The following is a 25,034-nucleotide window of genomic DNA, read 5'->3' as shown; positions in this document are numbered from 1 at the left end:
GAGGGAGCGAAAGTTCTTTCAAAGTAAAGAGTGTGGTGGCGATAGCAAGAAGGATACACCTGTTCCCTTGCCGAACACAGAAGTTAAGCTTCTTAGCGCCGAAAGTAGTTGGTGGGAGACTGCCTGCGAGGATAGGGCGTTGCCACGCTTGATTCCGGTTTAGCTCAGTTGGTAGAGCGCTTGACTGTTAATCAAGATGTCGTCAGTTCGAGTCTGACAACCGGAGTTTATTCGGGAGAGTTGTCCGAGTGGCCGAAGGAGCATGATTGGAAATCATGTATACGGGTAATCCTGTATCAAGGGTTCAAATCCCTTACTCTCCGTTGATTATTCTCCGGTTCTACCGTTAAGCCCCTGATTATGTTGATCAACATAATCAGGGGCTTTTTTTCGTTGTTTGAGTTTTGAGCTGAACAAGGGGAAAATGAGACTAATTGCGGATAGGCAGGTTGGTTGGATCGGGAAAAGGAAAAACAGTCGCTTCGTACCAGCGAAGCGACTGTTAAAATCAACCGTTTCCGATTACAAAGGGAAAAAGCACGGCCGAACTTAGATCAATTATTCAATTAAGCGCAAGAAATTTTAAGAGACAACTTCGCTATTTTAGAGGACGGAGAGTAAGGGATTTAAACCATGATGTACGGTTGCAGGGGCGATCCACGGGACGAGCTCGTCATTAACGTGACGGAGAAGGAGGGATTCGAACCCTTGGCCTGGATCTAATCGCGGCGGCCTGCAGATTGGAGCAATTAAGCGAGCATTGGTAGCTGGGCTTGAATGTCTTGGGCAACCTCCAGGGCACGCGTTGTGATTGCTGCGGTCAATGCGGTTTGGTCGTCAAAATCTGGGTGGTCAACTAAGACAACTTCAAGGATCGCATATTGGGGCATTGCGGTTTGGCCCCTGTTCCAGACGGTATCTTTGAGTGCTTCCCAATATTTGGTTTGAATCGCGGCGTTTTGTCCTAGGAGCCAAAGTTCAAAGCGCATTTCCCGGTGATTAAGCACGAGCCCAAAGCGTAATTTTCTGCGCTGGAGGGCGGGATTATAAAAATAGAAATAGGTATAATCCATGAAGCCGGGGTAGACATTGCCGAGTGTGTATTGTCCGGAGTTATGTTTGCCCAGGTCAGTTCTTAAAATGGAGAGATATTTTCGTAAATAGGTATAAGCAATTGGGATATCGCCCTGAACCAACTGCTGTTGATAGGCGTTGACATAATCGTTGATACTCTGCTTCATGCTCGCTGCGCCTCCTGCCAGATGCTGGCTGACCTTCTCTGTTGGGTTGAGCATCTTCCTGACGTTCCCGGCACGAGTCAGGCGCTTCAAAAGGCCCAGCCCAGATTCTGCCACTACTGATACATCTATTGTAATTGATTTTCGCAAAAGAGGGAACCGATATTTTGGTGCTACGATCGAAAAACGGACAATTTTGCCGGCGGTTAGCGTCTTGCAGTTATTCACGGCGAGCGTTGACGGCGCAGGTTCGCAGTGTTGGTCAATCGGTCGGGAGCCTCAGTGCTGAAATCACGGGGGCCCAAAAAACACGCCCAAATGATCCAATTGGGCGTGTGAACGGATCATCATGAAGTTGGCGTGGTGATTTTGATTGGGGTGCCGCTGTCTTGCGGCAGGTTTCCCGCGAATTTACCGGTGTCAGCGCACGGCCATCTTGCGGAAACGGCGCATCCCCAGGACGCCCATCAAAATGGTAAAGGCCAGGATCCCAATGAGACTATAGGTCAGGGGCATCGCGTTGCCGACGCCTAACATGGTGTGGCGCAACGCTTCGTTGATGTAGACCAACGGATTGACTAGGACGAGAATCTGATAAAAGGGTAGTTTGACCAAGGCGCTCCAGCTAAAGAAGATCGCCCCGGTGAAAATCACGGGCATCAGGAAGCCAGGGAACATTGCGGCGATCTGATTGGGCTTGACAATAGTTCCGACGAGTAAGCCCAAAGCGGCGGAAGCGAAGGAACTGAGCAACAAGATCAAGAGTAATAAGAAAATATTGCCGGTGGTTAAGTGGAGCCGCAATGATTGCCCCATGAAAATCAGCGAGATCGGCAGCACGAGTAAGGCGCCGATCCAGGATTCAATCATGCCGACGAACATTTTCGCCCAAGCGGTGACCATGACGGGGACGGGCGCTTGCAGGCGGTCTTCGATCTCCCGCGAGTTGTTGAAGTCCATCGACAGCGGGACGGCGGTGCCGTGGATCCCCGTGATCAAAAGGCTCATGCCGACCATTCCCGGGAAAAGATCGTTCGGGAAGCTGGCCGGTAAAACGCCGATCTTGGGCAGGACGTAACCGTAAGTTAAAATCAGGATAAAGGGTAACATCACAACTCGGAAAATAAATTCGGCCCAGTTCCGCCATTGGATCAATAGATCGCGTTTGACCATGATCCAGAAAACGTTGAGGGATGTCTGATTACGCATGCGCCTTGACCTCCATTTCAGTGGGATGTTCCGTCACATGAACGAAAATATCGTCCAGACTAGCGAAACTCAAACGAATATTCTCAAGTTTCACAGGTTGTTGTTCGAAAATCGGCAACACCTGTTGCAGAATCTGGTCATCGGTATTAGGGAAAATCGCCAGGTTTTTCTCGTCCTTTTGCAGGATCTCCTTGATGAAAGGTTGTTGGTTCAATTCCTGCAAGAGTGGCGCTGTCACGGCATCGACGGTCGCGTAGACAATGCTGGCGGCAGGCACCAATTGACGTAATTCGGGGATCGTGCCCAGTGCCCGAATCTTGCCTTGTTGGTAGATCGCGACATGGTCGGAGAACCGTTCCGGCTCTTCCATGTAGTGGGTGGTCAGGAAAACGGTGGTTTGTTGCTGCCGATTTAGGCGCAATACATGATCCCAGAGGATTTCCCGATAGGCTGGATCCAGCCCGGTGGTCGGTTCATCGAGAAACAGGAGTTGCGGTCGGTGCATAATGGCCCGGGCGATCTTCAAGCGTTGGGCCATCCCGCCGGAGAAGCTCTTGACATAGTCCTGACGCCATTCGCTTAGCCCGAAGTCCGCCAGCAATTCATTGGCGCGTTGCTCCGCTGCTTGGGTGGTCATTCCGAAATAGCGGCCGTGGTAAACCAAGTTCTCAAAAGCGGTCAAACCACGGTCCAAATTGTTATATTGGGCCACGATCCCGATTTTGCGCCGGGCATTGATCGGGTCGGTACGGATATCGCGACCCGCGATCTTGATCGTACCGGAAGTGGGGGTCAATTGGGTGGTGATCATATTGATCGTGGTACTTTTGCCGGCGCCGTTGGGTCCCAAGAAACTAAAAATCTCCCCAGTCTCCAAATGGAAACTAATGTCATCGACGGCAACATGTTGGCTGCCGTCTGCTTTTTTAAAAACTTTGCGCAGGTTATGAACTTCCAAAAGTGGCTTGGTCATGGCTCTTCCTCCTGTGTCTACAAATGTAAACTTGATGATAATAATTAGTCTACAACTGTAAACATAAAAAGTCAATAAAAAAAGTGAATGCCCTCAGGTGGCTCGCAAGCATTATACTAGCCAAAATTCTGGAGGTGGGCCATGCCTGTAGAAGCCTGGCGTCGCTGAGCTGAAGAGGCGGCGCTGGCAGCGAAGAGAATAAGATTCAAAAAAACTGCCGACAATGATCGTCAGCAGTTACTAGGTGGTACTATGGGTTGATTTTGTATGATCAGATAGCGCTGCGCTTAACGGGCGCCATTTTCACCAAAGGCTTGGTCTGGCCAGAGTCGTTGGACCAAGTAGTCACATTCGCTCCAAGTCCAATCTTCGTTGGTTGTCAGCAGTTCATAGCGTTCACCACTGATGGAGAAACGATATTGACCGCCCTGAAAGCCATTGCGTAAATAGAAATTACGTCGACTTAGCCGCTGAGTGAAATTATCCGCGTGGCGGTCAACGATTTCAATGTCTAGCGCCAAATTGCGCCCGGCTGCCAGCTCTTGCACTTTTGCTAAGATCTGGGTGCCGTAACCCTGACCGCGTAAATTGGGGGCAACCGCGAAGTAGAGCAGATAAACGGTATCGCCCACGGTGGTCAAATAGGTGAAGCCAATGAACGTGTCTTGATCGTAATAAGCGACGCATTGGATCTTGCCGATCAGTACTTGAAACTGGAGCGAAAGGTAAGGGCTCCGCTCCACAGCGGGAAACGCGGTTAAGTAAAGTTGGTGGATTTGGCGATTAGTTGACCAGTCCTGCCATGAAATGCGGTGGTACTTTATCTGAGACAACAAGTAAAACTCCTATCGAATAATATTGGGTCAAATGATTCAACTGATTAAACCAATTGAATAAAAAAATTAAGATAACCTAATACTAATGATAGTGATGATTGGACCTAAAGTCAACTAATAAGTTTTCTGAAAAATGGTCGGTGTTTTCAACCGATTTCATTAGCTGATTTTGCTGGTCTTACGAGACAGTATGACTTAGCTACTTTGTGGGTGTCAAGGCAACCGCGAAAAGCCGGCTTATTTGGTTGAAGGTTGGCTGCTAACTTGGGCCTGCGCTGCGGCCAAGCCATCTGGTACGATACTGTCAGGTTGGGGATTGACGAGCAGCTCGGCGTAGTGCGCGACTTTTCGATCAATTAGTTTCAGGTGTTGTTGTAATTCGCGGATTTCCGCTTGCGTGCGGACTTGTTGCGTCTTCATCAGCCGATAGCGTTCGGGGACTGTTTCAACGCCGGCCTGCACCAGGCGCAAATAGTGTTGAATCTCGGCGATGGGCATGCCTGTGGCGCGCAAACAGACAATGATCTGCAACCATTCTAAGTCAATCTCATTGAAGACACGATTATTGTTCGCGTCGCGCTGAACAAAAGGAAGCATTCCCTGATCATGATAATAACGGATGCTGTAACTGGTGATGTGCATTTTTTTAGCAACTTCTTGGATTGAATAACTCATAGCGAACTCCTTTTGAAAATAGATTTGGCAATGTTTTCACTCATTATCGCCGGGTGCTGGTGAGTGAGTGCGGCTGGCCTGGGAGAAATGTTCTGTTGAATCGCGATAAAAGTAAATCGTGTTACCAACCGCTGCTGTCATTTTGTTCCGTCCAGTATGGAACGCAAAAAAATAAATTTAGCGCTTGCCTTCTAGTTAGTCTAAGGTGTTAAACTGATTTTTGCAAAGAAAAGGAACCCATTACTAAAAATCAATCCACAATGGGTCCGGAAAGTAGGATAATAACAATGAAAAATATTTTGATTATTGGGGCAACCGGTTCGATCGGCCAAGCAACCCGGGAACGCTTCTTAACGACGACTGATGATCGCCTGACCTTATTTGCGCGACACACCGCCGGTTTAAAAATCGATCCACAGCGGGAACGGATTATCAGCGGCGATGCAGGTGACCCGCAACAATTAGCTGCGGCATTAGAGGGTCAAGATGTGGGTTTCGCAGCTTTGAGCGGCGATTTGCCTAAATTTGCCCGGGCGTTGATCCAGGCGATGACGGCGGCATCTGTGCAACGGTTGATTTTTATCAGTTCGATGGGAATCTACAACGAGATTCCATCAAGCGTTGGCGCTAGCGGCAACCTAGCACACAATCCGATGTTAAGGCCATATCGGCAAGCAGCCGACCTGATCGAAGCCAGTTCGCTGGCGTACACGATCATTCGTCCGGGCTGGTTCGATAATGGTAGTACCGATTATCAGGTCACGCACAAGGGCGAGCCTTTTGGCGGCCATGATGTGGCCCGGACGGCGATCGCAGCGGTGATCGTGGCCGCGGCGGATCAAGATCTATACTTGCGGGAGAGCATCGGACTGAATCGGCCGGAGTAAGGGTGCTGCACGCGAAAGAGTGTGACCCAGCCCGGGAAGCTTCAGAGCATTAGCCTAGCGACCCTTTTGGAGGCAGGTTTTTGCCTCCGGAAGAGTTGCGTAGCTAAGGGGAAGAAGCTGGGCTGGGGAACACGTTTCAATAGAGCAGACCGCCTCGTCAGAAAAATTGGAGGATGCGACGATGTTTGATTTTTGGGGGCGACCACGGACGATCGATCAACCGATCCGTGATCGCAAAATCAGTTGGTTGGAATTGTTTTATGATTTGATTTTCGCGGTGGTCTTGGCGCGGTTGACCGATGGGGTGCTTGCGAATTGGTCGTGGTCAACTTTAGGGTATGCGACTTTGCTGTTTTGGTGGTTCTTCTGGGGTTGGAATGAAACTTCCAGCTATTTCGACAATCATGGTAATGGCGCGCCTTTAAACGTGGTGATGATCAATTTGCAAATGATCTTGACGGGGATTGGCGCGCTATTGATTGACGAGGCTTTACGGGGTCAGTTCAACAAAATCACTCTGGTCTTGATGTTGATCGAGCTCCTGGCAGCGGGGATCTGGTATTGGGTTGCCTATTTCGATCCGATCCATCGGGCGGCGTCTAGCGTTTGGGCCAATGTCCATTTGGTAGCGCTGGCCTTGTTGGCGCTGAGTTTGTTCTTGCCGCATTGGGGCCAGCTAGGTTTGTTAGTCTTGGCCTTATTGCTGAATTGGGGCGATATTTTCTTCACTAATCCTAATCTTGAACGGGAATATCAACAAACGGAAATGGTCCACCAATTGAAGGATTCATTGATCGAACGGTATGGCCTGTTGACGATGATCGCGTTAGGTGAGATCATCGCCGGTTTATCTACAGCCTTGGCCGGAAAAGATTCGGGCAGTGAGATTTTGACATTCAGTTTAAGCATTGTGTTGGTCGCGTTGATCAGCGGGAGTTATTACCAGATCATAGGTGAGCTTCATTTGCGGTTTAGCTCCTCGATCCGCGCGTTGGCCACCGGCTGGCTGTTTATTGGTGAGATCTTCTTGATTTTCTTGCTGGGACTAAGTTTGCACTTCTTGCTGGCAGCGGCGGGCTTGGCGATTAAACTGATTTTCGTCGGGTTAATCTTCGCCACCTTAATGGTGATGTGGCTGATCGAATTGATCGCGGAGTGGCGGCAATCGCTGCAGTGGGGCGCCGCCTTGCGCTTCAAGGGTATGGTCCTGTTCGCCTTGGTCTTGGCCGCGTGGCTACCGCGGCTGGGCCTGCTGGTCGTGACTGATCTGGTTTTGGCGCTGGTCATCATCCATGGTCGTCGGCGTCTCAAGCGCACCTGACCTGACCGAACACGAAGCCGCCGGGCCCGCACGCCACATCAAAAATAACTTCGAAAAATAAATCCAAAAAACTTTGCTTTTCCTCTTGCCTTGAAGTTCACTTCAAGCTTTATACTGGGTTCATTGAGTTAGCCACTGCCTGGTGATTAAACGCACGTCTGGATCAACTGATCTGTTAGGCCACACAACACATGGTGATTAACGGTGTATCTGGATCAACCGACCGAGTTAGACCAGTTAGCGCATGGTCGCCAGGCAGTTCGATCTTGACTCGTTGGACGAGCACTCAGGAAAAGGAGATTTTCAAATGAATTTATTGATATTAGAAGCAAACGGGCAGATCGCCCGGATCGTGGAACAACGGATCTTACAGGAACCTGCTTTTGCCGAGGTCAAGTTGACTTTAGTATTGCGCCGGAGTCAACGCTTGGCCGCATTGGCCGCGAATCCTCGGGTCAATCTGATTGAGGGTGACATCAGTGATCCTACGGTTTTGGATCAGGCAATGACAGGAATCGACTTGGTCTTCGTCGCCGTGGTCGATCACGATGGTCAAAACCGCCCCACCAAAGCAATCATTCAGGCAATGAACGCGCATCACGTTCAGCGGATCATCGCCACCAATATTCTGGGGATCTACAATGAAGTGCCCGGCGAGTTTGGGCGTTGGAATCTGGCCAGCGTTCAAAGTGGCTTGGCGGCGGCGATCAAGGCGGACCAATTGTTGGCGGCGTCTGGATTGGATTACACGACTTTGCGGTTACCTTGGCTGAATGATCGGGATGAAGTCAAGTATACCGTGACGCATCGCGCTGACCCATATTTGGGTGTTTCTGGGTCACGCCAGAGTATTGCTGACGCGGTGTTGCAGATTGTTGCAGATCCCACGCGTTTTAGTCATGATAGCATTGGTATCGCGGATCCGGCGACGCAAGGCGAAAATCGCCCCGTTTACTAGGAGTCCCCAAGAGAAAGGCCAAGCGATACCATGATGAAAATAAGCGAGATTGCCGCGAAATATGCGTTGCAACCTGATCAACTGCGCTATTGGGAGCGCGTCGGCTTAATGCCGCCGGTGCCGCGAGATGATCAGGGGCAACGGCAATATCGGTCTCAAGATGAGCTGTGACTCCGATTTATTCTGACTTTTAAGGCGGCGCAGATCAGTGATGACTTTTTGATCGAATACGCGTCATTGGCCCAGGCGGGACCGCAAGCCGCGCCGGCGCGACAGGATTTTCTGCAAGCGGAACTGGCTCAGCAAGTGCAAAGCTGTCAGCGCTTGACGGCGATGGCGGGCTTAATGGAACAACGCTTGAGCGCGAGCGCGAGGCCGACGAGTTCGCTCTGATCGCTGATTCGCTGCAACTGGCGCTGGTTATGCTATGATAAGGATAAACGAGGTGAATGACATGAATATTGCCCAAGTTAGTCAGAAATTCGGGGTCACCAGTGAAACATTGCGGTATTGGGAACGACTGGGTTTATTACCGCAGATCCCGCGGAATGAAAGTGGTTATCGAACATATGGTGAGCTTGAAATGAACTGGGTCTTCTTCGTCAAAGTGATGCGCAATGCTGGGATGTCGATCGAATCACTGATTGAGTTTATCAACCTTTATCGGCAGCAAACCGATTCCCGGGCCGCCCAGAAGGAATTACTGATCGAACAGCGGGATAAACTGGTCGCCCAGCAACAAGAAATCGCCAAGACGTTGAACTATCTTGACTTTAAGATCGACCATTTCGAAGAACACGTCTTGACTTACGAAAATGAGAAACTGTCCTATGATCAGCCCACCGCTTTCGATCAGGCCGCCAAGACGGCTAGTGAGCGGGATTAGACGGTCTCCGCAGGAGTTTTACTTCCGCTAACAGAAAATGCTTAAACTAACGATGATCCAGCGTTCGCCAACGTTGCTCATCGTTTTTCTGGTTGCGTGAGGCGATCGTTGGGCGCTGATCTGGGAACACCTTAAAATTATTTCGAAAGACAGCCAGCCCATAGTCTGAAATAATTCTGCAAATGACGTATCATTAGGACGTACAGGCAGCGGATGGCTTGATTTGTTGGAAAAGCCACCGCAGCAGCTGATTCACTTGCGGCGCTGATCGCGAAAGGAAGTTTACCGATGAAAGCAGTTGTTGTGCGTCAACCAGGTGGTCCCGAAGTTTTGACTTATACCACCGTGCCAACGCCTCAGGTCAAACCTGGGTGGTCCCTGGTCAAAATCATGGGTTTTGGCATCAATCATTCAGAAATCTTTACCCGGGAGGGACAGTCGCCCTCAGTCCAATTCCCGCGGATCTTAGGCATCGAATGTGTCGGCGTCATTGCGGAAACGACCGCGCCGGAACGGTTACCCCTAGGGCAGAAAGTGATTTCGATCATGGGCGAGATGGGCCGGGCGTTTGATGGCAGTTACGCTGAATATGCCTTGTTGCCCAATACTCAATTGTATCCGGTGACAACGGACCTGCCTTGGGCAACCTTGGCGACCTTGCCGGAAACTTTCTACACGGCTTTTGGTTCCTTGAAGAATCTGAAAATCAGCGCCACCGATCGCGTCTTGGTGCGAGGCGCGACTAGTGGGGTTGGGGTTGCCTTCGCCCAATTATTGCGAGGCGCTTTTCCCCAGATCAAGCTGGCGGGGACTAGTCGCAAGCTCAACAAGGCGGCGCAATTAACGGCAGTTGGCTTTGATGACGTCATTGAAGATCGCCAAGGTGCGTTACAAACGACAGCGACTTTTGATAAAATCTTTGAATTGATCGGGCCGGCGACGGTCAAGGATAGCTTCAAGCATCTGCGTGAAGGTGGAATCGTTTGTAGCACCGGCCAATTGGGCAAGCAGTGGTATTTGGAGCAATTCGATCCAATCATCGATATTCGGCGGAATAGTTATTTGACCAGTTTCTATTCAGGCAATGTGGATCAGGCCAAGCTGGACGAGTTGTTAACGTTCGCTCAGACGCGCCAGATCCCAGTCAAACCGGAGCGGATCTTTTCCTTGGCAGAACTGCCTGACGCTCATCGTTATTTACAAAGTCAGGCTAGTTTTGGTAAAGTTATCGTATTGAACACGCCAGATCGGTCATGAGTGAGTCGATCTGAATGAAGGAGTAGGATGGCAATAATGACCACAATCAAAACCAAACAGCGCCCACAGATCTATGCGCGCACAATGACCATCGATGGTCAAACTTGGCTTTTAGGAGCGACCGAAACGGCATTGGTCTTTGTCGGATTTCCTGATCAAGCGGCCAATCAAATCGCGGACTTCTTTCCCGAAGCGGAGATCTTACCTGATACCGCAGGCTACACAGTCGCGGCGGGGGTGGCTTTGCAAGCTTATTTGGCTGGTGATCAAGTGACTTGGTCATTGCCTTGGCAAACAGACGGCACCTCTTTCCAAGAGCGGGTCTGGGCGCAATTGCGCCAGATCCCTTATGGCACGACCACGACTTATCAACAGATTGCCACCGCTATCGGACAACCCGGGGCCAGTCGAGCGGTGGGCAGTGCCGTGGGGGCGAATCCCTTGTTGTTGTTGATCCCTTGCCACCGCGTCGTTCCCCAAGCCGGTGGTGTTGGGCAATATCGTGGCGGTGCGGCTTTGAAGCAACAGCTTTTAGCGTTGGAGGCCCAATCTCGCTAGCTGGGCATTAGGTGTGACCCAACCACTTGCTCGCCAGCACCGTGCGACTAAAAAATGATCCGCAGTAGCAGAGTTGAGCGCCAACAAGCGCTTTTGTCGCCAGAACGTCAAGTCAAGCAGCCAATTTTGGCTGCTTTTTTCAACTTAATGGGCCTCAGGTGACATTTTTGTTAGGCGAATCCACTACAAAACAGGGTTAAGTTAAGCTATCATAATAGATAGTATCAATCGAATATTGCAAATATTAGTTCAGTCGATCTGAGCGCGGTCAATCTTTGTTCAGCCACGATGAGTTGAGCGAAGGTTGGCCCAGCGCGATGACGGGACGGCTAAGCGGTTGGATTCAATCGGCCGACTCAGTAATTTGTTTTAATGGAGGAGAATTTATGGCGACTGTTTTACAGATCGAAGGCTTAACGAAATCGATCCATGGGCACCCGATTTTAAGCGATGTCCAGTTCAAGGCACAAACAGGGCGAATCGTTGGTCTGCTCGGCCCCAATGGCGCAGGGAAAACCACCACCTTAAGGATCGCGGTCCAATTGATGCACGCTGATCAGGGCACGGTCAAGGTCAATGATTTGGATGTCACGAAGGATTTCACCGCGGCAATCAAGCAAGTCGGCGCGTTGATCGAAGCGCCGGACTTTTATACTTATTTGACGGGGCGGCAAAACTTGCGGCAATTGGCCAATATGTCACACCAAACCATCAGCGCCGCTGACATCGATCGGGTTTTAGCGGAGGTTGGCTTAACCGAAGCCGCTGACAAAAAAGTCCGGACGTATTCCTTGGGGATGCGGCAACGCTTGGGGATCGCTCAAGCAATTTTCCATCAGCCCGAACTTTTGTTACTGGATGAACCGCTGAACGGACTTGATCCCCAAGGCGCCCATGACTTGCGTGAGGTGCTTCGCCAAATGGCGGCCAAGGGCGTGGCCGTGGTGATTTCTAGTCACATGCTGTCAGAAATCGACCAAGTCGCCGATGATCTCGTCGTCATGGACCATGGTCGCGTGATTTTTGATGATACCATGCGGGCGCTGAAACAGGCCCAATCACGTCGGGTCATGCTACGAACGCCTAACGAAGCTGCGGCGAAGCAGGTCTTGACCGCGATGAGCTTGACTTATGACTATCATGATGGCGAATTCGCAATCAGCTGGCCGCAAGAAAAGGGACCAGTTCTTCCCTTGGCGCAGGCGCTGTTCGATCAACGAATCTTGATCACCGAGCTCCATGAAGTTGATGCTAGTTTGGAAGAATCCTTCCTGAATTTCGTTAAACAACATGATGCGGGCGCGGCCCAAACAACTAAGGAGGCCACTCATGCTTAAATTAGTCCGGAATGAATTACAGAAAATTTTCGCAAAAAAATCATCGTGGATCCTAATGATCATTTTACTGGGGATCATTACCTTGGCTTGCTGGGTCGTTGCGGCGGTCACTCCCAAAGCTGATGGCGTCACTCTTTTCTCAGTGACCACCTCGTTTAATTCCTTCGTCACGATTTTCGCCGTGGTGATCGCCGCGATCAGCTTGACCGAAGAGTTCTCGAAAAATACGATCAAGATTCTGTTGACGCGACCGTACAGCCGCAGCCAAGTTTTGTTCAGTAAACTAGTGGCGATCATGATCTACACCCTTTGCTTGAGCTTGGTGACTTATGCGGGCAGTATCTTGATCGCGATGCTCTTCGGCAATGCCAACGGTCTAACTACTGTCAGTAAAGACTGGCAGAACTTGACCCCATTGTTGAGCGGCTTTTACGGGACCCTCAATAATTATGTCGTCACCTTGTTTTATATCGGTTTGGTTTTCATTTTCGCCGGCGGTTTCCGCTCACTGGGCTTGGCCGTGACCATGGGCGTTGGTTTGATCTGGTTGGGTAGCATGGCCAGCAGCCTGCTGAGTGGCTTTATCATCTGGAAAAAGCTGTTCTGGTTGAAATGGAACCCGTTGACCCAATTATATTTGAACTATCGTTTTGGTTCCGGCGTGATTCATATCGAGGACAAGCTGGACGTTGGTTATTGGCCAAATTTAATTGCTGTTTTGGTTTACACGTTGATTTTCTACCTGATCGCAAACTGGATCTTCTCAAAACGTGACATTTCATATAGTTAGCCCACGATTCACCTTAGTAAAACTCTAAAACCGTTGTCAGTTGACAGCGGTTTTTTAGTCCGCGGGCATCTGTTCATTTTGGGGCGAGGCAGCGCTCCGAAGTGATCGGAATCATTAAACCCAGGTTGACCGGTATGTGGATCCACATCAATGGGACATGATTTACTCTTTGGCGTGAGTGCCTCCATAACTAGGATAATGTTGAGCGGCTGAAACGGAGCGCGGTGGGTTTTGGTGGGGACGCAACCGCCTCAGGACGTTTGTCGTGGCTGGAACGCAGTGGGCACTGTTTTGAGCCAATCCGCAAGCCCGGCGGCTTGTCTCAAAATCAGGCCTTATTCTAAGCGATAAATCGCTAAGAATAATCTCACCGCTGAGCCACACGTCCTGAGGCGGTTGCTAGGCAGAATTGAGCTTATCTGCAATCGAAGTGAAGGATTTGACGAAGTGGTTTTGCAAGCTAGAGGTCAAACAATTGCCCGCTTTTGAGGTGGTACGGTAACACCAACGGGTTCGGATTAGGAAGTCAGGACATTTTGCATAGGCCGAACATCTCTACTCGTTTCCTTAATGATTCATGGGTGGAAACCGACCGATTCAGCTGATTCATCAAGGACTTGCCTTAGTCCATCAGACAGACTGTGCTGGTGTCACCAATTCAAAGCTGCTGACCACTAACCACGGCCGTCAATTACGTGGCTCCCATTCAATTGGCGATAGCTTGCCAGTCGGCGTGAGTGCTCAAGCGGCTGTTATAACGTTGAGCGGCTGGAGCGGAGAAATTCGAGGTGAGATCGCCGTGTCGTTATTCTTAGCGGCTTTGCCGCTTAGAATAAGGCTCAGCTTTGAGATTTTCGGTGGTTTTCCGAAAAGCTCAAAGTGATGCCCACAGCGAGCTCACCCCGAATTTCGCAGCGCAAGCTGCGGGCGCACTACTGTCATCAAGTTTACCGCAAGTTGACAAAACAGCCCAAAAGTTAACAGCAAGTCCATTGCCGCCAGCCCAGCGAACAGGTAAAATGAAGCTAAACAATAATGATGCTAAGCAATCAATAAAACCATCAAGGGGAGGCAACACAATGCATTTGCAGATCGGCGCGGTGATCAGCGCCCAGCGCAAAACCGCTAAAGTGACCCAGCAAGAGCTGGCTGATTTCATTGGCGTCTCCAAAGCATCGGTCTCAAAGTGGGAAAATGGAGTTTCCCAAAGTTAAAGATACCACATCAATCCCACGCGGACTTTTGCTCAACCGATACAGCCGGAGGGCTGGATAACAAGAAAAGGCGGTATGCGCCCCGTGGAGGGGTAGCGTACCGCCTTTTCTTGTGGGGGTTTCCAAAGGGGGCAACGCCCCCATTTGGCACACGACTTTGCGAAGCAAAGTGTAGTGTGTTATACGCTCTGCCGGCGTTGCCGTGAAAATGCCGTTGCCGCCGGGGAGGGCAAGGGCATTTGAAGCGGCAGGAAAACAGGGCTGTGCTTGCGTGGCGTGGAGCCGCAAGCGCAGGTCTGGACTCATCAGCAGACAGGGCGTATATGAAAGCCCCAGTTCCTCGTCCTACGCTCCAACTTGTGGACAAAGTGTCCCGAAGTTGTGGCCACACTCCCGGAAAAGTAGCAGGACAACGGGCAACCGTCAAGGCTGAAATGAACGGGTTTACACCCGGCCTTGACCTCCGCCCGCTGTCCCGCTGGATGGGTGGACAAGGCGGCCAATCCCTCAAAGTGCTTGGCCGCTCTCTTTCTGATTTTGAGGTATTCAGTTTTTCAAAATTGAATAATCAAAATAAATTTTTTCGATTGAAAAAATTTTATTTGTTATCATCTTCAATGCCATATTTTTTCTTTTGCCGAATCACATAATTACTGATTTTTTCATCATATAGTGGATACTGGTAATCCAACTGGCATGCCACTTCTGACGAAACCTCCCGGAACAATGCCATACATTGTTCAAAGGATTCCCACATATGGGGATAGGAATCCATATTATAAGTGGACATAAGTCGTTCCCACAATTCCTCTGGGACATATTGCTTCATAAATTTATAGTTTTTTCCCAAACTGAAATGAAATCCCTGTTTGATACCAATCAGCCAGGAAATCATGCGAAGCAATTCTTTTCGTACTATATCATTCATATGGTCAATAGCAAAAAGAATTTCTTTGCGGCATAAGCCCTTTACTACATATGTTGTAGTATTCCAAAATTCATTACAGCAATCGTCAAACATTCTTTGAGTAGGCTTCTGCAAGTGGTAGTCTATATCCGTTGGTATTGGCGGCTTTACGATACGGTTGTCTTTATCCAACAGTAACTTTACCAGTTTATCCCATGTAAAATACTCGTCTATCAGTTCCAGCGGCAGCAAAGTTAAATCTATCTTAACATCATCAGTAAACAGCATTAAATATGAAAATCCCTTTTCTACAGCTGGAAATAATTCCATATCTTCCGGCTTTTGCAGAATCAACCTTTCACCAAATATATCTAGCCATTTATCATCACTTGTGAAGCTGTCCATATCCGTAACAAAAAAAGTAATATCAAAATCCTGAAAATCATCAGGCGGAATATTTGTATTTGTTCTAGATCCTTCCAAAGTAACCATGCGAATGCGTTTGTCTGTTTTTGCAAAATTCAAAACAATATCATAAACTTCCTTTTCTGATCTCATTTTTATCTCCTCCAATTATTGAAATAGGTGTGAAGCCATTTTAGGGCTTTCCCGCCTTGATTACCCTTTAGCAAAGACGGGCGGGACTGTCAACGGCGGCGCATGAAATGCGCCGTTCATCTTGACCGTTGACTGGCTCGGCTGGCTTTGCTATCTTCCTGACAAATGGGAATGTCTAAGATAGTAAAGACGTCCCACATGCAACTCTTTCTTTTATTGCGGAAACCGTATCTTTAATTGTGAATGTAGTTGTGTCTATGACATTTGATTCATATACTCCCAAACCGGAAAATTGCTCCCACATTGTTTCCACTAATTCAATATTTGTTTTTCTATCTAATTTTGAGCGTTCCACAGCTCGCTTCATAGTTTCTTTTTTACTCGCTCTTAATACAATATAGTGTACCTCGTAATCTTCTTGGGCAAGAGCTTTCCATGGCTCCAAAAACCATGGCCCGACAATCCCATCTACAATTACATCATATCCGCCACGAGCATATCGCTTTGCAGCTTCTAAAAAGGCTTCAATGACAACCAGATTTTGCTCGTTGGATTCTGGCAAATGTGGTGGTATTGCGCCTTTGCTTAAGTAATGAAAAAAGTCATCGGTGTGCATATGCACTGATTTATCCATATCTGATTCCTTTGCGACAATTGACGCAGTTGTTGTTTTTCCTGTCCCCGGTGAGCCTGTAATCACAATAATTCTTCCTTGATTCATCTGTATTTTCCCTCACAATTCAAATTTATCACTTTGTTCCTGCCTGCTCAATCATCTTCTTCGCAAACTGCTGGAACATTTCAACAGTTTCTTTATCCATCGGTGTAAGCTGTCCGATCTGTCCAGCTATCATCGCCGTTACATCGTCAATGGAAAGTGGTTTTTGTTTCTGTTCCGCCAGTGCGTCCCGCATGGCTTGGAACATAGCGGCGGTCACAGCTTCTCCCGGCTGTTCCCCGTTGTCAATGTCTTTCTTAATGTCCCGCAGGATAGCCAGGAACACATTTTTGATTTTTTCAATCTCCGCTTCATGTTCCCCTATCTTTTGGGCGTTCAAAAGCTGTAAATCCTGCTTCGCTTCTGCCCGGTGTTCCGGGTGTTCTTTCATCAGGTCGGACAGGGAAGCCGTTGCCATCTCGATAAGCTGGTTTCTTGCTGTTATGCCCTTTGCCGCCGTATCCTGAAAATAAATCCGTATCAAATCTATCAGCTTAGGAAAATTCCTGTGTTCCAACAGGCGGTTGAGGATTTGCACATCAACAGCACCCGTCACAAGCCCCCTCACGGCTCCCTCGGACAAGCCTAATTCAGAAATATCGTAGCTTTTACGAACGCTCACGGTAGACAAGCCCAGTATGTAGTCTGTCGATACCTTAAATTCCTTTGCCACACCTATGAGAATATCACTGCTGACCGTTCTTGTTTCGCCGCTGACAATGCGGCTCAACTGGGAAGCGGAAACGCCTATCTTCTCCGCAAGTTCCTTTTGTGTGATGTGGTTCCCGTTGCATAAATCGGAAATCCGCTGTCCGGGCGTTCCGGGTAAAGCCATAGATACGCACCTCCTCCGCATACTTCCATTATACAGAATGATTGCAAAAATGCAATTTCCAAAGTGTAAACTTCATCAAAATGCAATTCTCGCAATATTCCGGGAATTGCATTTTTTTCGTGTAGACTTAGGGTAGTTCATCGATGGACGGCACCTTGAAAACAGAATGACCGTCCGAAAAGGAATACCCCGGCTGGGGAAGCACCGCAAGGAGTCGGACTTCGGGACAAAATGTCCCGAAGTTGCGAGGAGCGTGCCAACGCCGGAACACGCCGCAGGAATGGGGCAGGAAACCTTTTCGGGGAGAACGGCAACGGAAAGCAAAATGGAGGGAACGCATGAGAGATAACCCCTATAAAGACTTGCCGCCGCTGGAACGCAGGCCGGACGGTTCCCTTTACCGCATGACCCCGGCGCAGAGAAAACAGGCGGCCAGCCTGATACGCCGGGAGTGCTGTTGCTGTGAGGACGGCAACTGCATTGTCCTTGACGATGGGGACACCTGCACCTGTCCGCAGACGATTTCTTTCTCGGTCTGCTGTAAGTGGTTCCGCTGGGCGGTCTTGCCGCTGGACGGGACGCTGGAAGCGGAGATTTTCCGGGATAAGGACTTGAAACGCTGTGAGGTCTGCGGCGGTGTGTTCGTCCCCAAATCCAACCGGGCAAAATACTGCCCCGGCTGTGCCGCCAGAGTTCACAGGCGGCAGAAAACAGAAAGTGAACGGAAAAGGAGGTCTGCTGTGGACAGTTAGGAGCGAAAAAAGCCTTGATTTATCAGGCTTCGCAAGCCCCAAACCGGGGCTGGTGGTATAAAGTATCGCCCGCCCCGGAAAACGGGCTTCTAACCGTCCACAAAACGCACTATGACAAATACCATCTATATCCATCAGCCGGAAAAGGCGTTCAGCTTCACCCGGCTCCCGAATTTCCTCTTTGAAGCCCCCACATTCAAGCCCTTGTCCAACGAGGCAAAGGTTCTGTACGCCTTTATCCTGCGCCGGACAGAGTTATCCCGCAAGAATGGGTGGGCGGATGATTGCGGACGGATTTATCTGTACTATCCCATCTGCGAGGTGGTTGACCTGCTCCACTGTGGGCGGCAGAAAGCGGTAAACACCCTGCGGGAACTGCAATACGCCGGGCTGGTGGAGATCCAGAAGCAGGGCTGTGGAAAACCCAACCGCATTTTCCCAAAATCCTATGAAGCGGTTCCAAACACCGACTTCAAGAAATCCGGTTCTGGTACGCCGGAGGGCTGAAAACCGTACTTATGAAGTGAGGAAATCACTCCCCGGAAGTACGAAAACCGGACGGTATATAGAAATACAAAGATTAAAAAGATTTATTTATATTCTATCCATTCCAATCCTATCCGAGCTAATTTCTGCGGGATTTTCCCTGTGGAAAACCCCGGATAGGAAAGGAATGGGGAAAGGAGCAGAATGGCACAACACGCAATTTTGCGGTTTGAGAAGCACAAGGGCAACCCGGCAAGGCCGCTGGAAGCCCATCACGAAAGACAGAAAGAACAATACGCCAGCAACCCCGACATTGACACAAGCCGGAGCAAGTACAACTTTCATATCGTCAAGCCAGAGGGCAGGTACTATCATTTCATTCAAAACCGCATTGAACAGGCCGGGTGCCGAACCCGCAAGGACAGCACACGGTTTGTCGATACGCTGGTAACTGCCAGCCCGGAGTTTTTCAAGGGGAAATCCCCAAAGGAGATACAGGCGTTTTTCCAGAGGGCGGCGGACTTCCTCATTGGCCGGGTAGGACGGGAAAATATCGTGTCGGCGGTGGTACACATGGACGAGAAAACGCCCCACCTGCATTTGACCTTTGTTCCGCTGACAAAGGACAACCGCCTGTGTGCAAAGGAGATTATCGGCAACCGGGCAAACCTGACGAAGTGGCAGGACGATTTTCACGCCTATATGGTGGAGAAATATCCTGACTTGGAGCGTGGGGAGAGCGCCAGCAGGACAGGCCGGAAGCATATCCCCACCCGGCTTTTCAAACAGGCGGTTTCCCTCTCCCGGCAGGCAAGAGCCATTGAAGCCACACTGGACGGCATTAACCCGCTGAACGCCGGAAAGAAAAAAGAGGAAGCCCTCTCCATGCTGAAAAAGTGGTTCCCGCAGATGGAGAATTTCTCCGGGCAGTTGAAAAAGTACAAGGTCACAATCAATGACCTGCTGGCGGAGAATGAGAAGTTGGAAGCAAGGGCAAAGGCCAGCGAAAAAGGAAAGATGAAAGATACGATGGAACGGGCAAAGCTGAAAAGCGAACTGGACAATTTACAGCGGCTGGTTGACCGTATCCCGCCGGATATACTGGCGGAACTGAAACGTCAGCAGCGGCACACGGTAAAGGAAAGGTGATAGATATAAGCAGAAATTTTCGCCGCCTCTGTGCGGCATTGTACCTTGAAAACTGAATATGGAGGACACTGGATGGCAAAAAGTGAAAGCGATATTTTTACACCCCGAACAGGGCAGGTTATACAAGCAGAGAACGGCACGCAGTATTTTGTATGTGGGAACAACCGTATAAAAATCTCCGAACACTTCGCCGCAGGCGGGAAGCCCCTCGGTGATCTGATTGTAGATGTGGTGCGGCATACCGCAGAAAAAGCCGCTTCAACCTGATAGCCCATCATTGATAACACGCCCACGCTTATGATATAATTGCCATAGAGCAAAAGTATTGTAAGCGTGGGTTGTTTCTTTAGAAGGAGGATTTTTACGGTGAAACAACCTTACAATACTACGATTTACAACACGGCGCTTTATATGAGATTGAGCCGGGACGATGAACTGCAAGGAGAAAGCGGGAGTATTCAGACACAACGCATGATGCTCCGGCAATATGCCGCCGAGCATGGCCTGAATGTCATAGATGAATATATCGACGATGGATGGTCTGGAACGAACTTTGACAGGCCGGATTTTCAGAGAATGATTGATGACATTGAGGACGGGAAAATCAACTGCGTTGTTACGAAGGATTTATCCCGCTTAGGCAGAAACTACATTCTGACCGGCCAGTACACGGAAATCTACTTTCCCAGCAAAGGCGTCCGCTATATCGCTGTCAATGACAATGTGGACACCATCAACGGAGAGAATGAGCTTGCCCCATTCCTCAACATTCTGAATGAAATGCACGCCCGCCAGACCAGCAAAAAGGTAAAGGCGGCCATGCGGACACGGTTCGCAAATGGCGCACACTATGGAGCCTATGCTCCGCTTGGCTATGTCAAAGACCCAGATAAGAAAGGCCATCTTCTGATTGACCCGGAAACAAGGTGGATTATCGAAAAGATTTTTGACCTTGCCGTTCATGGCCGGGGAGCCGCCAGCATTACACGGATTTTGGTCGAAGAAAAAGTACCTACTCCCGGCTGGCTGAATTTCCAGAGATACGGCACTTTCGCAAATATCTATGCCGGAGCGCCGGAGGAAAAAGCCTATGCGTGGACGATAGCGCAGGTGAAAAGTATTCTGAAAGAGGAAACCTATATCGGACACAGCGTCCACAATAAGCAGACCAACATTTCATTCAAAAACAAGAAGAAAGTACGCAAGCCAAAAGAGGAATGGTATCGTGTGGAGAACACCCACGAAGCGATTATTTCCGAAGATGTGTTCCGTCAAGTACAGGAGCAGATTTGCAACAGGCGCAGACGGCAGAAGAACGGCACAACACAGATATTTTCCGGGCTGGTAAAATGTGCGGACTGCGGCTGGTCGCTGGCCTATGGTATGAACAGCCAGAACAAAAATCCCTATGCCCACTACCATTGTAGCAAGTACGGGCAAGGATTGCACCAGTGTTCCATGCACTATATCCGCTATGATGTGCTTTACGCCTATGTCCTTTCCCGTCTGCAATACTGGTCTGTGCTGGCACAGCAGGATGGGGACAAACTTCTGAAACGGCTACTTAACGCCAGCGACAAGGAACGCAATACTGCAAGGAAGCGGCAGACAGCCGAACTGAAAAAGGCGGAAAAGCGCAAAGCAGAAGTAGACACCCTGTTTGCAAAAATGTATGAGGACTGGTCTGCCGGACGCATTACAGAATACAATTTCAATATGCTGTCCGAAAAGTATCAGGGCGAACAGCGAGAATTGGACGTAAAAATTGAACGGCTTCACGAAGCGATGGAGACCGCCGCCCAGACAGCGGTTGACGCTGAAAAGTGGATAGGTCTGATGAAACAGTATGTCAATCCCACAGAATTGACGGCTGAACTTCTGAATACGCTGATTGAAAAAATCCTTGTCCATGAAGCGGTCAAAAGTGAGGACGGAAGCCGGGAACAGGAAGTGGAAATCTTCTACCGCTTTATCGGCAAAATCGAATGACACATCTTGAGATACCCAACAATATCTTTAACTAAGGGAAACGGGACAAAGCTATCCCGATGTGACCCTGCTTCCACTTTTAGCGGCCTATTTCGACATTAGCGTGGATCAGTTATTGACCTACAATGCCCAGTTGACCACCGCGGAGATCCAACGCATCTACCAGCAATTGAAGGCGGAGTTTGGTCAGCGTGATGGGGCGATCCTGCTCAAAAAGATCCATGATTTGGTGCGGCAGTATTATTCCTGCTACCCGTTTGTGTTGCAAATGGGGCTATTGCTGGTGAATCATTTGGATTATTTACCGGGCAAAGATGCCGCCGAGAAACAGAGAACCTATTTGACCGAGGCCCGGGCCTTATTTGAGCGGGTCAAGAATGCGGCCGGAGATCCGGAGTTGGTCGTGCAAGCGCGGAGCTATCAGGCTTATTGTGATCTGATGCTGCAGCAGCCGGAGCAAGTTTTAGCGGCATTGGGGGAGTTCGTGCCAGCGACGATCCCACCAGAGTCGTTGATTGCCGGCGCTTTTCAACAATTGGGACGCAATGATGAGGCGTTGCGGACGGTTCAAAGCGCGTTATTCCAATATTTGACTGAATTAATGAGTTTGCTGACCAATTCGTTGTTACTCTTAAGCGACCAGCCCGCAAAATTTGCGGAAACCTACCAACGAACTTGGCAATTGGCCACGGCCTTTTCCTTTCCCGAGATTCATCCCGTCGTGGTCTTGAATTTCTTGCTCGGCGCTTGTCTGGGGTTTGCTCATCAGCGGCAGATCGCGCTACTCAGTCAGGTGCTGACCCGGTTTGAAACGGTGCTGCGCCAAGTCGTGGTGCCGATCAAGTTACAGGGGGATGCTTATTTCGATCGGATCCAACCGTGGCTGGATCAGTTGGAGATCGGACCGCAAACGCCACGCAATAGTAATCATTTACGCCGCGATTTACTGCGCGTTTTGCTGGGGGATCCGCAGATTCAAGCCTTGGCGACGGAGCCGACGCTTGCGCCACAGCTACAAAAACTACAAACCTTATTGGAGGTTGAACAACATGACGAACCTGCAGAATAATAGTCAATTTTTTATTGAAAATCTGCCCATCCTGATTCCCTTGATCTTGTTGGAATTTGGGCTAATGATCGCGGCGGTGATCCACGTTCTCCGCCATCCTCATTACCGTTTCGGCAACAAGATCCTCTGGTTAGTGATCGTGGTGGTTTTCCAGATCATTGGGCCAGTGGTCTACTTTGTGTTTGGCCGCGGTGACCAGGCATGAGTTTGCTGGAATTGCACCAAGTTGGGAAAAGTTTCGGGAGCCAGCAAGTCCTGAACAATTTAGAGATGGCTGTTCCCGAAGGCGCGATTTTCGGCTTTGTTGGTGAGAATGGCGCAGGTAAAACCACGACGATGCGGCTGATCTTAGGTCTGGAACAACTGGATCACGGTACGATCCAGATCGCTGGCCGTCCCGTTGAATATGGCGGCGCGACCACCAATCAGTTGACGGGCTATTTACCTGATGTGCCCGCGTTTTACGATTATTTGACGGCGGCAGAATATTTGCGACTGTGTGGCCAGATCACGGGATTGCCTCAGGCTGAGTTGACCCCGCGGATCAAAACGATGTTGACCCGGGTCGGCTTGGCAACAGGGCAGCGGCGGATCAAGGGCTTTTCTCGGGGGATGCGGCAGCGGCTGGGGATCGCTCAAGCGCTGTTGAATCAACCTCGTTTATTGATTTGCGATGAGCCTACTTCCGCGCTTGATCCCGAGGGACGGAATCAATTTCTCGAATTATTAGCCAGTTTACGAGGGCAGACCACGGTTTTATTTTCGACCCATATTCTTGCGGATGTGGAGCGGATCTGTGATCATGTGGGGATCTTGGATCAAGGGCGACTGCAAGTTTGCGATACGCTGACCGCCTTGAAGCAGCAGTATGCCCAGCCTCAATTGATCTGGCGCTTTGCTCAGGTCGACGCGGCCAACCGCTTTGCCCAGGCATTGGCGGCCCAGCCAAACTGGGGTCAAGTGACGACGGCCACCCAGCAAGTCCGCCTCGCTTATCAAGACCCGGCCGAACCCCTGATCCGGCGGGCCTGGCAGCTGTTGTTGCAAATGGAACTAACGCCATTGGCAATGGAACAGGTGGCGCCTTCCTTGGAACAGATCTTCTTAAAGGTGGTGGGGCAACCATGACGTGGATCATGATCAAAAAGGAAGCTCGGGAAGCCTGGCGCTCTCGGCGTTTCTTGATCCTGTTGATTGTTTTTCTGATTTTTGGGCTCATGAATCCCTTAATGGCCAAATTAACGCCAGAAATCATGAAAATGAGTTTCGGCAAGCAATTCTCAGTGCCGACACCGACTTCATTGGATTCGTGGACCCAGTTTTATAAAAATAATAGCCAGATCGGTATCTATTTACTGGCGATCATTTTCGGTGGCACCGTCAGTGGTGAGGTCAATCGTGGTACGTTGGTCAATTTGGTGACCAAGGGATTGCCGCGGCGAACGGTGATCGTCAGTAAGTGGCTGGTGATCACAGCGGAATGGGTACTGGTGGCGCTGGTTTCGTTTCTCGTCACGTGGGGCTATACCGCTTATTATTTCCCCGATCAAAAGAGTCCTCATCTTTGGCTGGCTTTCTTGCCATTGCTGCTGTTTGGCTGTAGCTTGACGGCGCTGATCGTGTTGGCTTCGACTTTGGCGCGCAACAGTTACGAAGGCCTGTTCATGGTGATCGGCTACACCGTTATTCTGTATTTGCTGAGTCTATTCGCTGATTTCAAGCATTATAATCCTCTGTCACTGATCGATCATAATCTGACTTTCTTGACCAAGACAGGTAGCTTAACGCCTTATTGGCCGGCCCTGCTGGTGACTGGCGCCTTAGGGGTGCTGGCTTTGCTTTTGGCTAATCTGAAGTTTGCGCGCAAACAACTTTAGTCCCGCGACTTGAGCCAGTTGGTTCTAGCTGGCCGACTTTGGTTCGGTGGGGGGCCCACTCAAATCAGCTTTTGTTTGTCCAAGCATCGTGTCGCGCGCACGATGCTTTTTTGGTGACGCCAGCGTCAAGAGTGGCTCTGACTTTTTTTCTTAGAAGTTCGGTAAAATCCGAACATTGGGACGGCCCACTTTAAAGACCACTAAGAACCAATCGGACTAATGGTAAGAGTTATTTGTACTTAAAGCCTGTCTATTGCTGCTATCATAAGGAATAGGGCTGCTGCAACGCCGCCTCCAGAATTTGATCATTTTTTAAATAGTGAACTTTTCCTAGAAATATTATAATAAAGTTCGTAAAACGTCTGGCTTGCCGAACTTGTGAATGCTATAATAAAAATTGCTGAACGGGCGTGCGGACGTTTTTCTGGACTTTCACCTTCAGGAAGCCTTGCTCTGACGGTATTCTTGCGGGCTTATTCCTCCTAAAACTTTTTTTCTTCGCTTAGTGTTATACCACTCGATATACTGATTAAGTTCCTGAGTAAAGTCATCTAT

29 protein-coding genes, 2 tRNA genes, 1 rRNA gene and 1 pseudogene are annotated in these 25,034 nt (G+C 49.6%); 24 read left to right on the top strand and 9 right to left on the bottom strand.

Annotated elements, in window-relative coordinates; translation table 11 throughout:
* The first annotated feature begins 31 nt into the window (after window positions 1-31).
* The 3 genes from rrf to EKM94_RS11365 all read left to right on the top strand — a co-directional run bounded on the left by rrf (window position 32) and on the right by EKM94_RS11365 (window position 323).
* Window positions 32-148: ribosomal RNA gene (rrf, locus tag EKM94_RS11375) — 5S ribosomal RNA — on the top strand.
* A gap of 5 nt (window positions 149-153) precedes the next feature.
* Window positions 154-226 (top strand) — tRNA-Asn (locus tag EKM94_RS11370).
* Between the two features lie 8 nt (window positions 227-234).
* Window positions 235-323 (top strand) — tRNA-Ser (locus tag EKM94_RS11365).
* Between the two features lie 426 nt (window positions 324-749).
* Here EKM94_RS11365 and EKM94_RS11360 read toward each other — a convergent pair.
* The 5 genes from EKM94_RS11360 to EKM94_RS11340 form a co-directional block, all read right to left on the bottom strand.
* Complete coding sequence (locus EKM94_RS11360) at window positions 750-1,355, bottom strand: DUF7000 family protein (RefSeq protein WP_125602019.1); 606 nt, start codon at window positions 1,353-1,355, stop codon at window positions 750-752.
* Window positions 1,356-1,658: 303 nt separating this feature from the next.
* The gene (locus EKM94_RS11355; protein WP_125602016.1) at window positions 1,659-2,447 is read right to left on the bottom strand and encodes an ABC transporter permease; all 789 of its coding nucleotides are present in this window, start codon (window positions 2,445-2,447) and stop codon (window positions 1,659-1,661) included.
* Complete coding sequence (locus EKM94_RS11350; RefSeq protein WP_125602013.1) at window positions 2,440-3,420, bottom strand: ABC transporter ATP-binding protein; 981 nt, start codon at window positions 3,418-3,420, stop codon at window positions 2,440-2,442. Before EKM94_RS11350 ends, EKM94_RS11355 begins: the two co-directional genes overlap by 8 nt.
* 287 nt (window positions 3,421-3,707) lie before the next feature.
* The gene (locus tag EKM94_RS11345; protein ID WP_164511226.1) at window positions 3,708-4,253 is read right to left on the bottom strand and encodes a GNAT family N-acetyltransferase; all 546 of its coding nucleotides are present in this window, start codon (window positions 4,251-4,253) and stop codon (window positions 3,708-3,710) included.
* A gap of 240 nt (window positions 4,254-4,493) precedes the next feature.
* The gene (locus EKM94_RS11340) at window positions 4,494-4,931 is read right to left on the bottom strand and encodes a MerR family transcriptional regulator (protein WP_125602007.1); all 438 of its coding nucleotides are present in this window, start codon (window positions 4,929-4,931) and stop codon (window positions 4,494-4,496) included.
* A 287-nt stretch (window positions 4,932-5,218) separates the two neighbouring features.
* On the opposite strand from EKM94_RS11340, the gene EKM94_RS11335 reads away from it, so the two are divergent.
* The 12 genes and pseudogenes from EKM94_RS11335 (at window position 5,219) to EKM94_RS11275 (ending at window position 14,789) form a co-directional block, all read left to right on the top strand.
* Window positions 5,219-5,818, top strand: coding sequence for an NAD(P)H-binding protein (locus tag EKM94_RS11335; RefSeq protein WP_125602005.1), 600 nt, complete (start codon window positions 5,219-5,221; stop codon window positions 5,816-5,818).
* Between the two features lie 181 nt (window positions 5,819-5,999).
* The gene (locus EKM94_RS11330; protein WP_125602002.1) at window positions 6,000-7,139 is read left to right on the top strand and encodes a low temperature requirement protein A; all 1,140 of its coding nucleotides are present in this window, start codon (window positions 6,000-6,002) and stop codon (window positions 7,137-7,139) included.
* Window positions 7,140-7,446: 307 nt separating this feature from the next.
* A complete protein-coding gene (locus EKM94_RS11325; RefSeq protein WP_125601999.1) occupies window positions 7,447-8,097 on the top strand; it encodes an NAD(P)H-binding protein in 651 nt (216 codons plus the stop codon).
* A 33-nt stretch (window positions 8,098-8,130) separates the two neighbouring features.
* Window positions 8,131-8,268, top strand: coding sequence for a MerR family DNA-binding transcriptional regulator (locus EKM94_RS11320; protein ID WP_125602022.1), 138 nt, complete (start codon window positions 8,131-8,133; stop codon window positions 8,266-8,268).
* Between the two features lie 283 nt (window positions 8,269-8,551).
* Window positions 8,552-8,983 (top strand): MerR family transcriptional regulator, encoded by a 432-nt coding sequence (locus tag EKM94_RS11315; protein WP_125601996.1) that lies wholly within the window; start codon window positions 8,552-8,554, stop codon window positions 8,981-8,983.
* 288 nt (window positions 8,984-9,271) lie between these two features.
* Window positions 9,272-10,240, top strand: coding sequence for a zinc-binding dehydrogenase (locus EKM94_RS11310; RefSeq protein WP_125601993.1), 969 nt, complete (start codon window positions 9,272-9,274; stop codon window positions 10,238-10,240).
* A 36-nt stretch (window positions 10,241-10,276) separates the two neighbouring features.
* Entirely contained in the window at window positions 10,277-10,798 is a 522-nt protein-coding gene (locus EKM94_RS11305) for a methylated-DNA--[protein]-cysteine S-methyltransferase (protein ID WP_164511225.1), read from the top strand.
* Window positions 10,799-11,184: 386 nt separating this feature from the next.
* On the top strand, window positions 11,185-12,135 hold the full coding sequence (locus tag EKM94_RS11300) for an ABC transporter ATP-binding protein (RefSeq protein WP_164511224.1): 951 nt from the start codon (window positions 11,185-11,187) through the stop codon (window positions 12,133-12,135).
* Window positions 12,128-12,925 carry an ABC transporter permease gene (locus EKM94_RS11295; protein ID WP_164511223.1) on the top strand — a complete coding sequence of 266 codons (798 nt, stop codon included), beginning with the start codon at window positions 12,128-12,130 and terminating at the stop codon, window positions 12,923-12,925. Before EKM94_RS11300 ends, EKM94_RS11295 begins: the two co-directional genes overlap by 8 nt.
* Window positions 12,926-13,502: 577 nt before the next feature.
* Window positions 13,503-13,808, top strand: coding sequence for a hypothetical protein (locus EKM94_RS11290; RefSeq protein ID WP_125601980.1), 306 nt, complete (start codon window positions 13,503-13,505; stop codon window positions 13,806-13,808).
* 196 nt (window positions 13,809-14,004) lie between these two features.
* Window positions 14,005-14,130, top strand: a pseudogene (locus tag EKM94_RS11285) (helix-turn-helix domain-containing protein); the annotation flags it as partial.
* 248 nt (window positions 14,131-14,378) lie between these two features.
* Window positions 14,379-14,789 (top strand): hypothetical protein, encoded by a 411-nt coding sequence (locus EKM94_RS11275; RefSeq protein WP_002334817.1) that lies wholly within the window; start codon window positions 14,379-14,381, stop codon window positions 14,787-14,789.
* Here the strand turns inward: EKM94_RS11275 and EKM94_RS11270 are convergent.
* The 3 genes from EKM94_RS11270 to EKM94_RS11260 form a co-directional block, all read right to left on the bottom strand.
* Window positions 14,738-15,604, bottom strand: coding sequence for an aminoglycoside 6-adenylyltransferase AadE (locus EKM94_RS11270; RefSeq protein WP_001255868.1), 867 nt, complete (start codon window positions 15,602-15,604; stop codon window positions 14,738-14,740). The two genes, EKM94_RS11275 and EKM94_RS11270, sit on opposite strands and share 52 nt — an antisense overlap.
* A gap of 175 nt (window positions 15,605-15,779) precedes the next feature.
* Window positions 15,780-16,325, bottom strand: a complete 546-nt coding sequence (locus EKM94_RS11265) for an AAA family ATPase (protein WP_001071501.1) — start codon at window positions 16,323-16,325, stop codon at window positions 15,780-15,782.
* A gap of 28 nt (window positions 16,326-16,353) precedes the next feature.
* Complete coding sequence (locus tag EKM94_RS11260) at window positions 16,354-17,157, bottom strand: helix-turn-helix domain-containing protein (protein ID WP_002334816.1); 804 nt, start codon at window positions 17,155-17,157, stop codon at window positions 16,354-16,356.
* 338 nt (window positions 17,158-17,495) lie between these two features.
* Between EKM94_RS11260 and EKM94_RS11250 the strand changes: the two genes are divergently transcribed.
* The 9 genes from EKM94_RS11250 to EKM94_RS11205 all read left to right on the top strand — a co-directional run bounded on the left by EKM94_RS11250 (window position 17,496) and on the right by EKM94_RS11205 (window position 24,479).
* On the top strand, window positions 17,496-17,909 hold the full coding sequence (locus tag EKM94_RS11250) for a cysteine-rich VLP domain-containing protein (RefSeq protein WP_002588751.1): 414 nt from the start codon (window positions 17,496-17,498) through the stop codon (window positions 17,907-17,909).
* Between the two features lie 111 nt (window positions 17,910-18,020).
* On the top strand, window positions 18,021-18,416 hold the full coding sequence (locus tag EKM94_RS11245; protein WP_002588752.1) for a replication initiator protein A: 396 nt from the start codon (window positions 18,021-18,023) through the stop codon (window positions 18,414-18,416).
* A 183-nt stretch (window positions 18,417-18,599) separates the two neighbouring features.
* Window positions 18,600-19,544: a MobV family relaxase gene (gene mobV / locus EKM94_RS11235; RefSeq protein WP_002334814.1), complete on the top strand. Its 945-nt coding sequence runs from the start codon at window positions 18,600-18,602 to the stop codon at window positions 19,542-19,544.
* Window positions 19,545-19,616: 72 nt separating this feature from the next.
* Entirely contained in the window at window positions 19,617-19,811 is a 195-nt protein-coding gene (locus EKM94_RS11230) for a hypothetical protein (RefSeq protein WP_002334813.1), read from the top strand.
* Between the two features lie 99 nt (window positions 19,812-19,910).
* Window positions 19,911-21,533 carry a recombinase family protein gene (locus EKM94_RS11225; RefSeq protein WP_002334812.1) on the top strand — a complete coding sequence of 541 codons (1,623 nt, stop codon included), beginning with the start codon at window positions 19,911-19,913 and terminating at the stop codon, window positions 21,531-21,533.
* A gap of 61 nt (window positions 21,534-21,594) precedes the next feature.
* Window positions 21,595-22,602, top strand: a complete 1,008-nt coding sequence (locus tag EKM94_RS11220; protein ID WP_125601974.1) for an XRE family transcriptional regulator — start codon at window positions 21,595-21,597, stop codon at window positions 22,600-22,602.
* Entirely contained in the window at window positions 22,583-22,807 is a 225-nt protein-coding gene (locus EKM94_RS11215; RefSeq protein ID WP_125601971.1) for a PLD nuclease N-terminal domain-containing protein, read from the top strand. Before EKM94_RS11220 ends, EKM94_RS11215 begins: the two co-directional genes overlap by 20 nt.
* Window positions 22,804-23,730, top strand: coding sequence for an ABC transporter ATP-binding protein (locus tag EKM94_RS11210; protein WP_125601968.1), 927 nt, complete (start codon window positions 22,804-22,806; stop codon window positions 23,728-23,730). Before EKM94_RS11215 ends, EKM94_RS11210 begins: the two co-directional genes overlap by 4 nt.
* Complete coding sequence (locus EKM94_RS11205) at window positions 23,727-24,479, top strand: ABC transporter permease (protein WP_125601965.1); 753 nt, start codon at window positions 23,727-23,729, stop codon at window positions 24,477-24,479. Before EKM94_RS11210 ends, EKM94_RS11205 begins: the two co-directional genes overlap by 4 nt.
* Before the next feature lie 438 nt (window positions 24,480-24,917).
* On the opposite strand, the gene EKM94_RS11200 is transcribed toward EKM94_RS11205, so the two are convergent.
* Window positions 24,918-25,034: IS3 family transposase (locus EKM94_RS11200; protein WP_164511221.1), on the bottom strand; the 117-nt coding region annotated here is incomplete at its 5' end.

It is taken from the genome of Lapidilactobacillus achengensis (assembly GCF_003946655.1).
In the GTDB taxonomy this organism is placed as follows: domain Bacteria; phylum Bacillota; class Bacilli; order Lactobacillales; family Lactobacillaceae; genus Lapidilactobacillus; species Lapidilactobacillus achengensis.
This window is presented reverse-complemented; position numbering and strand designations above follow the sequence as displayed.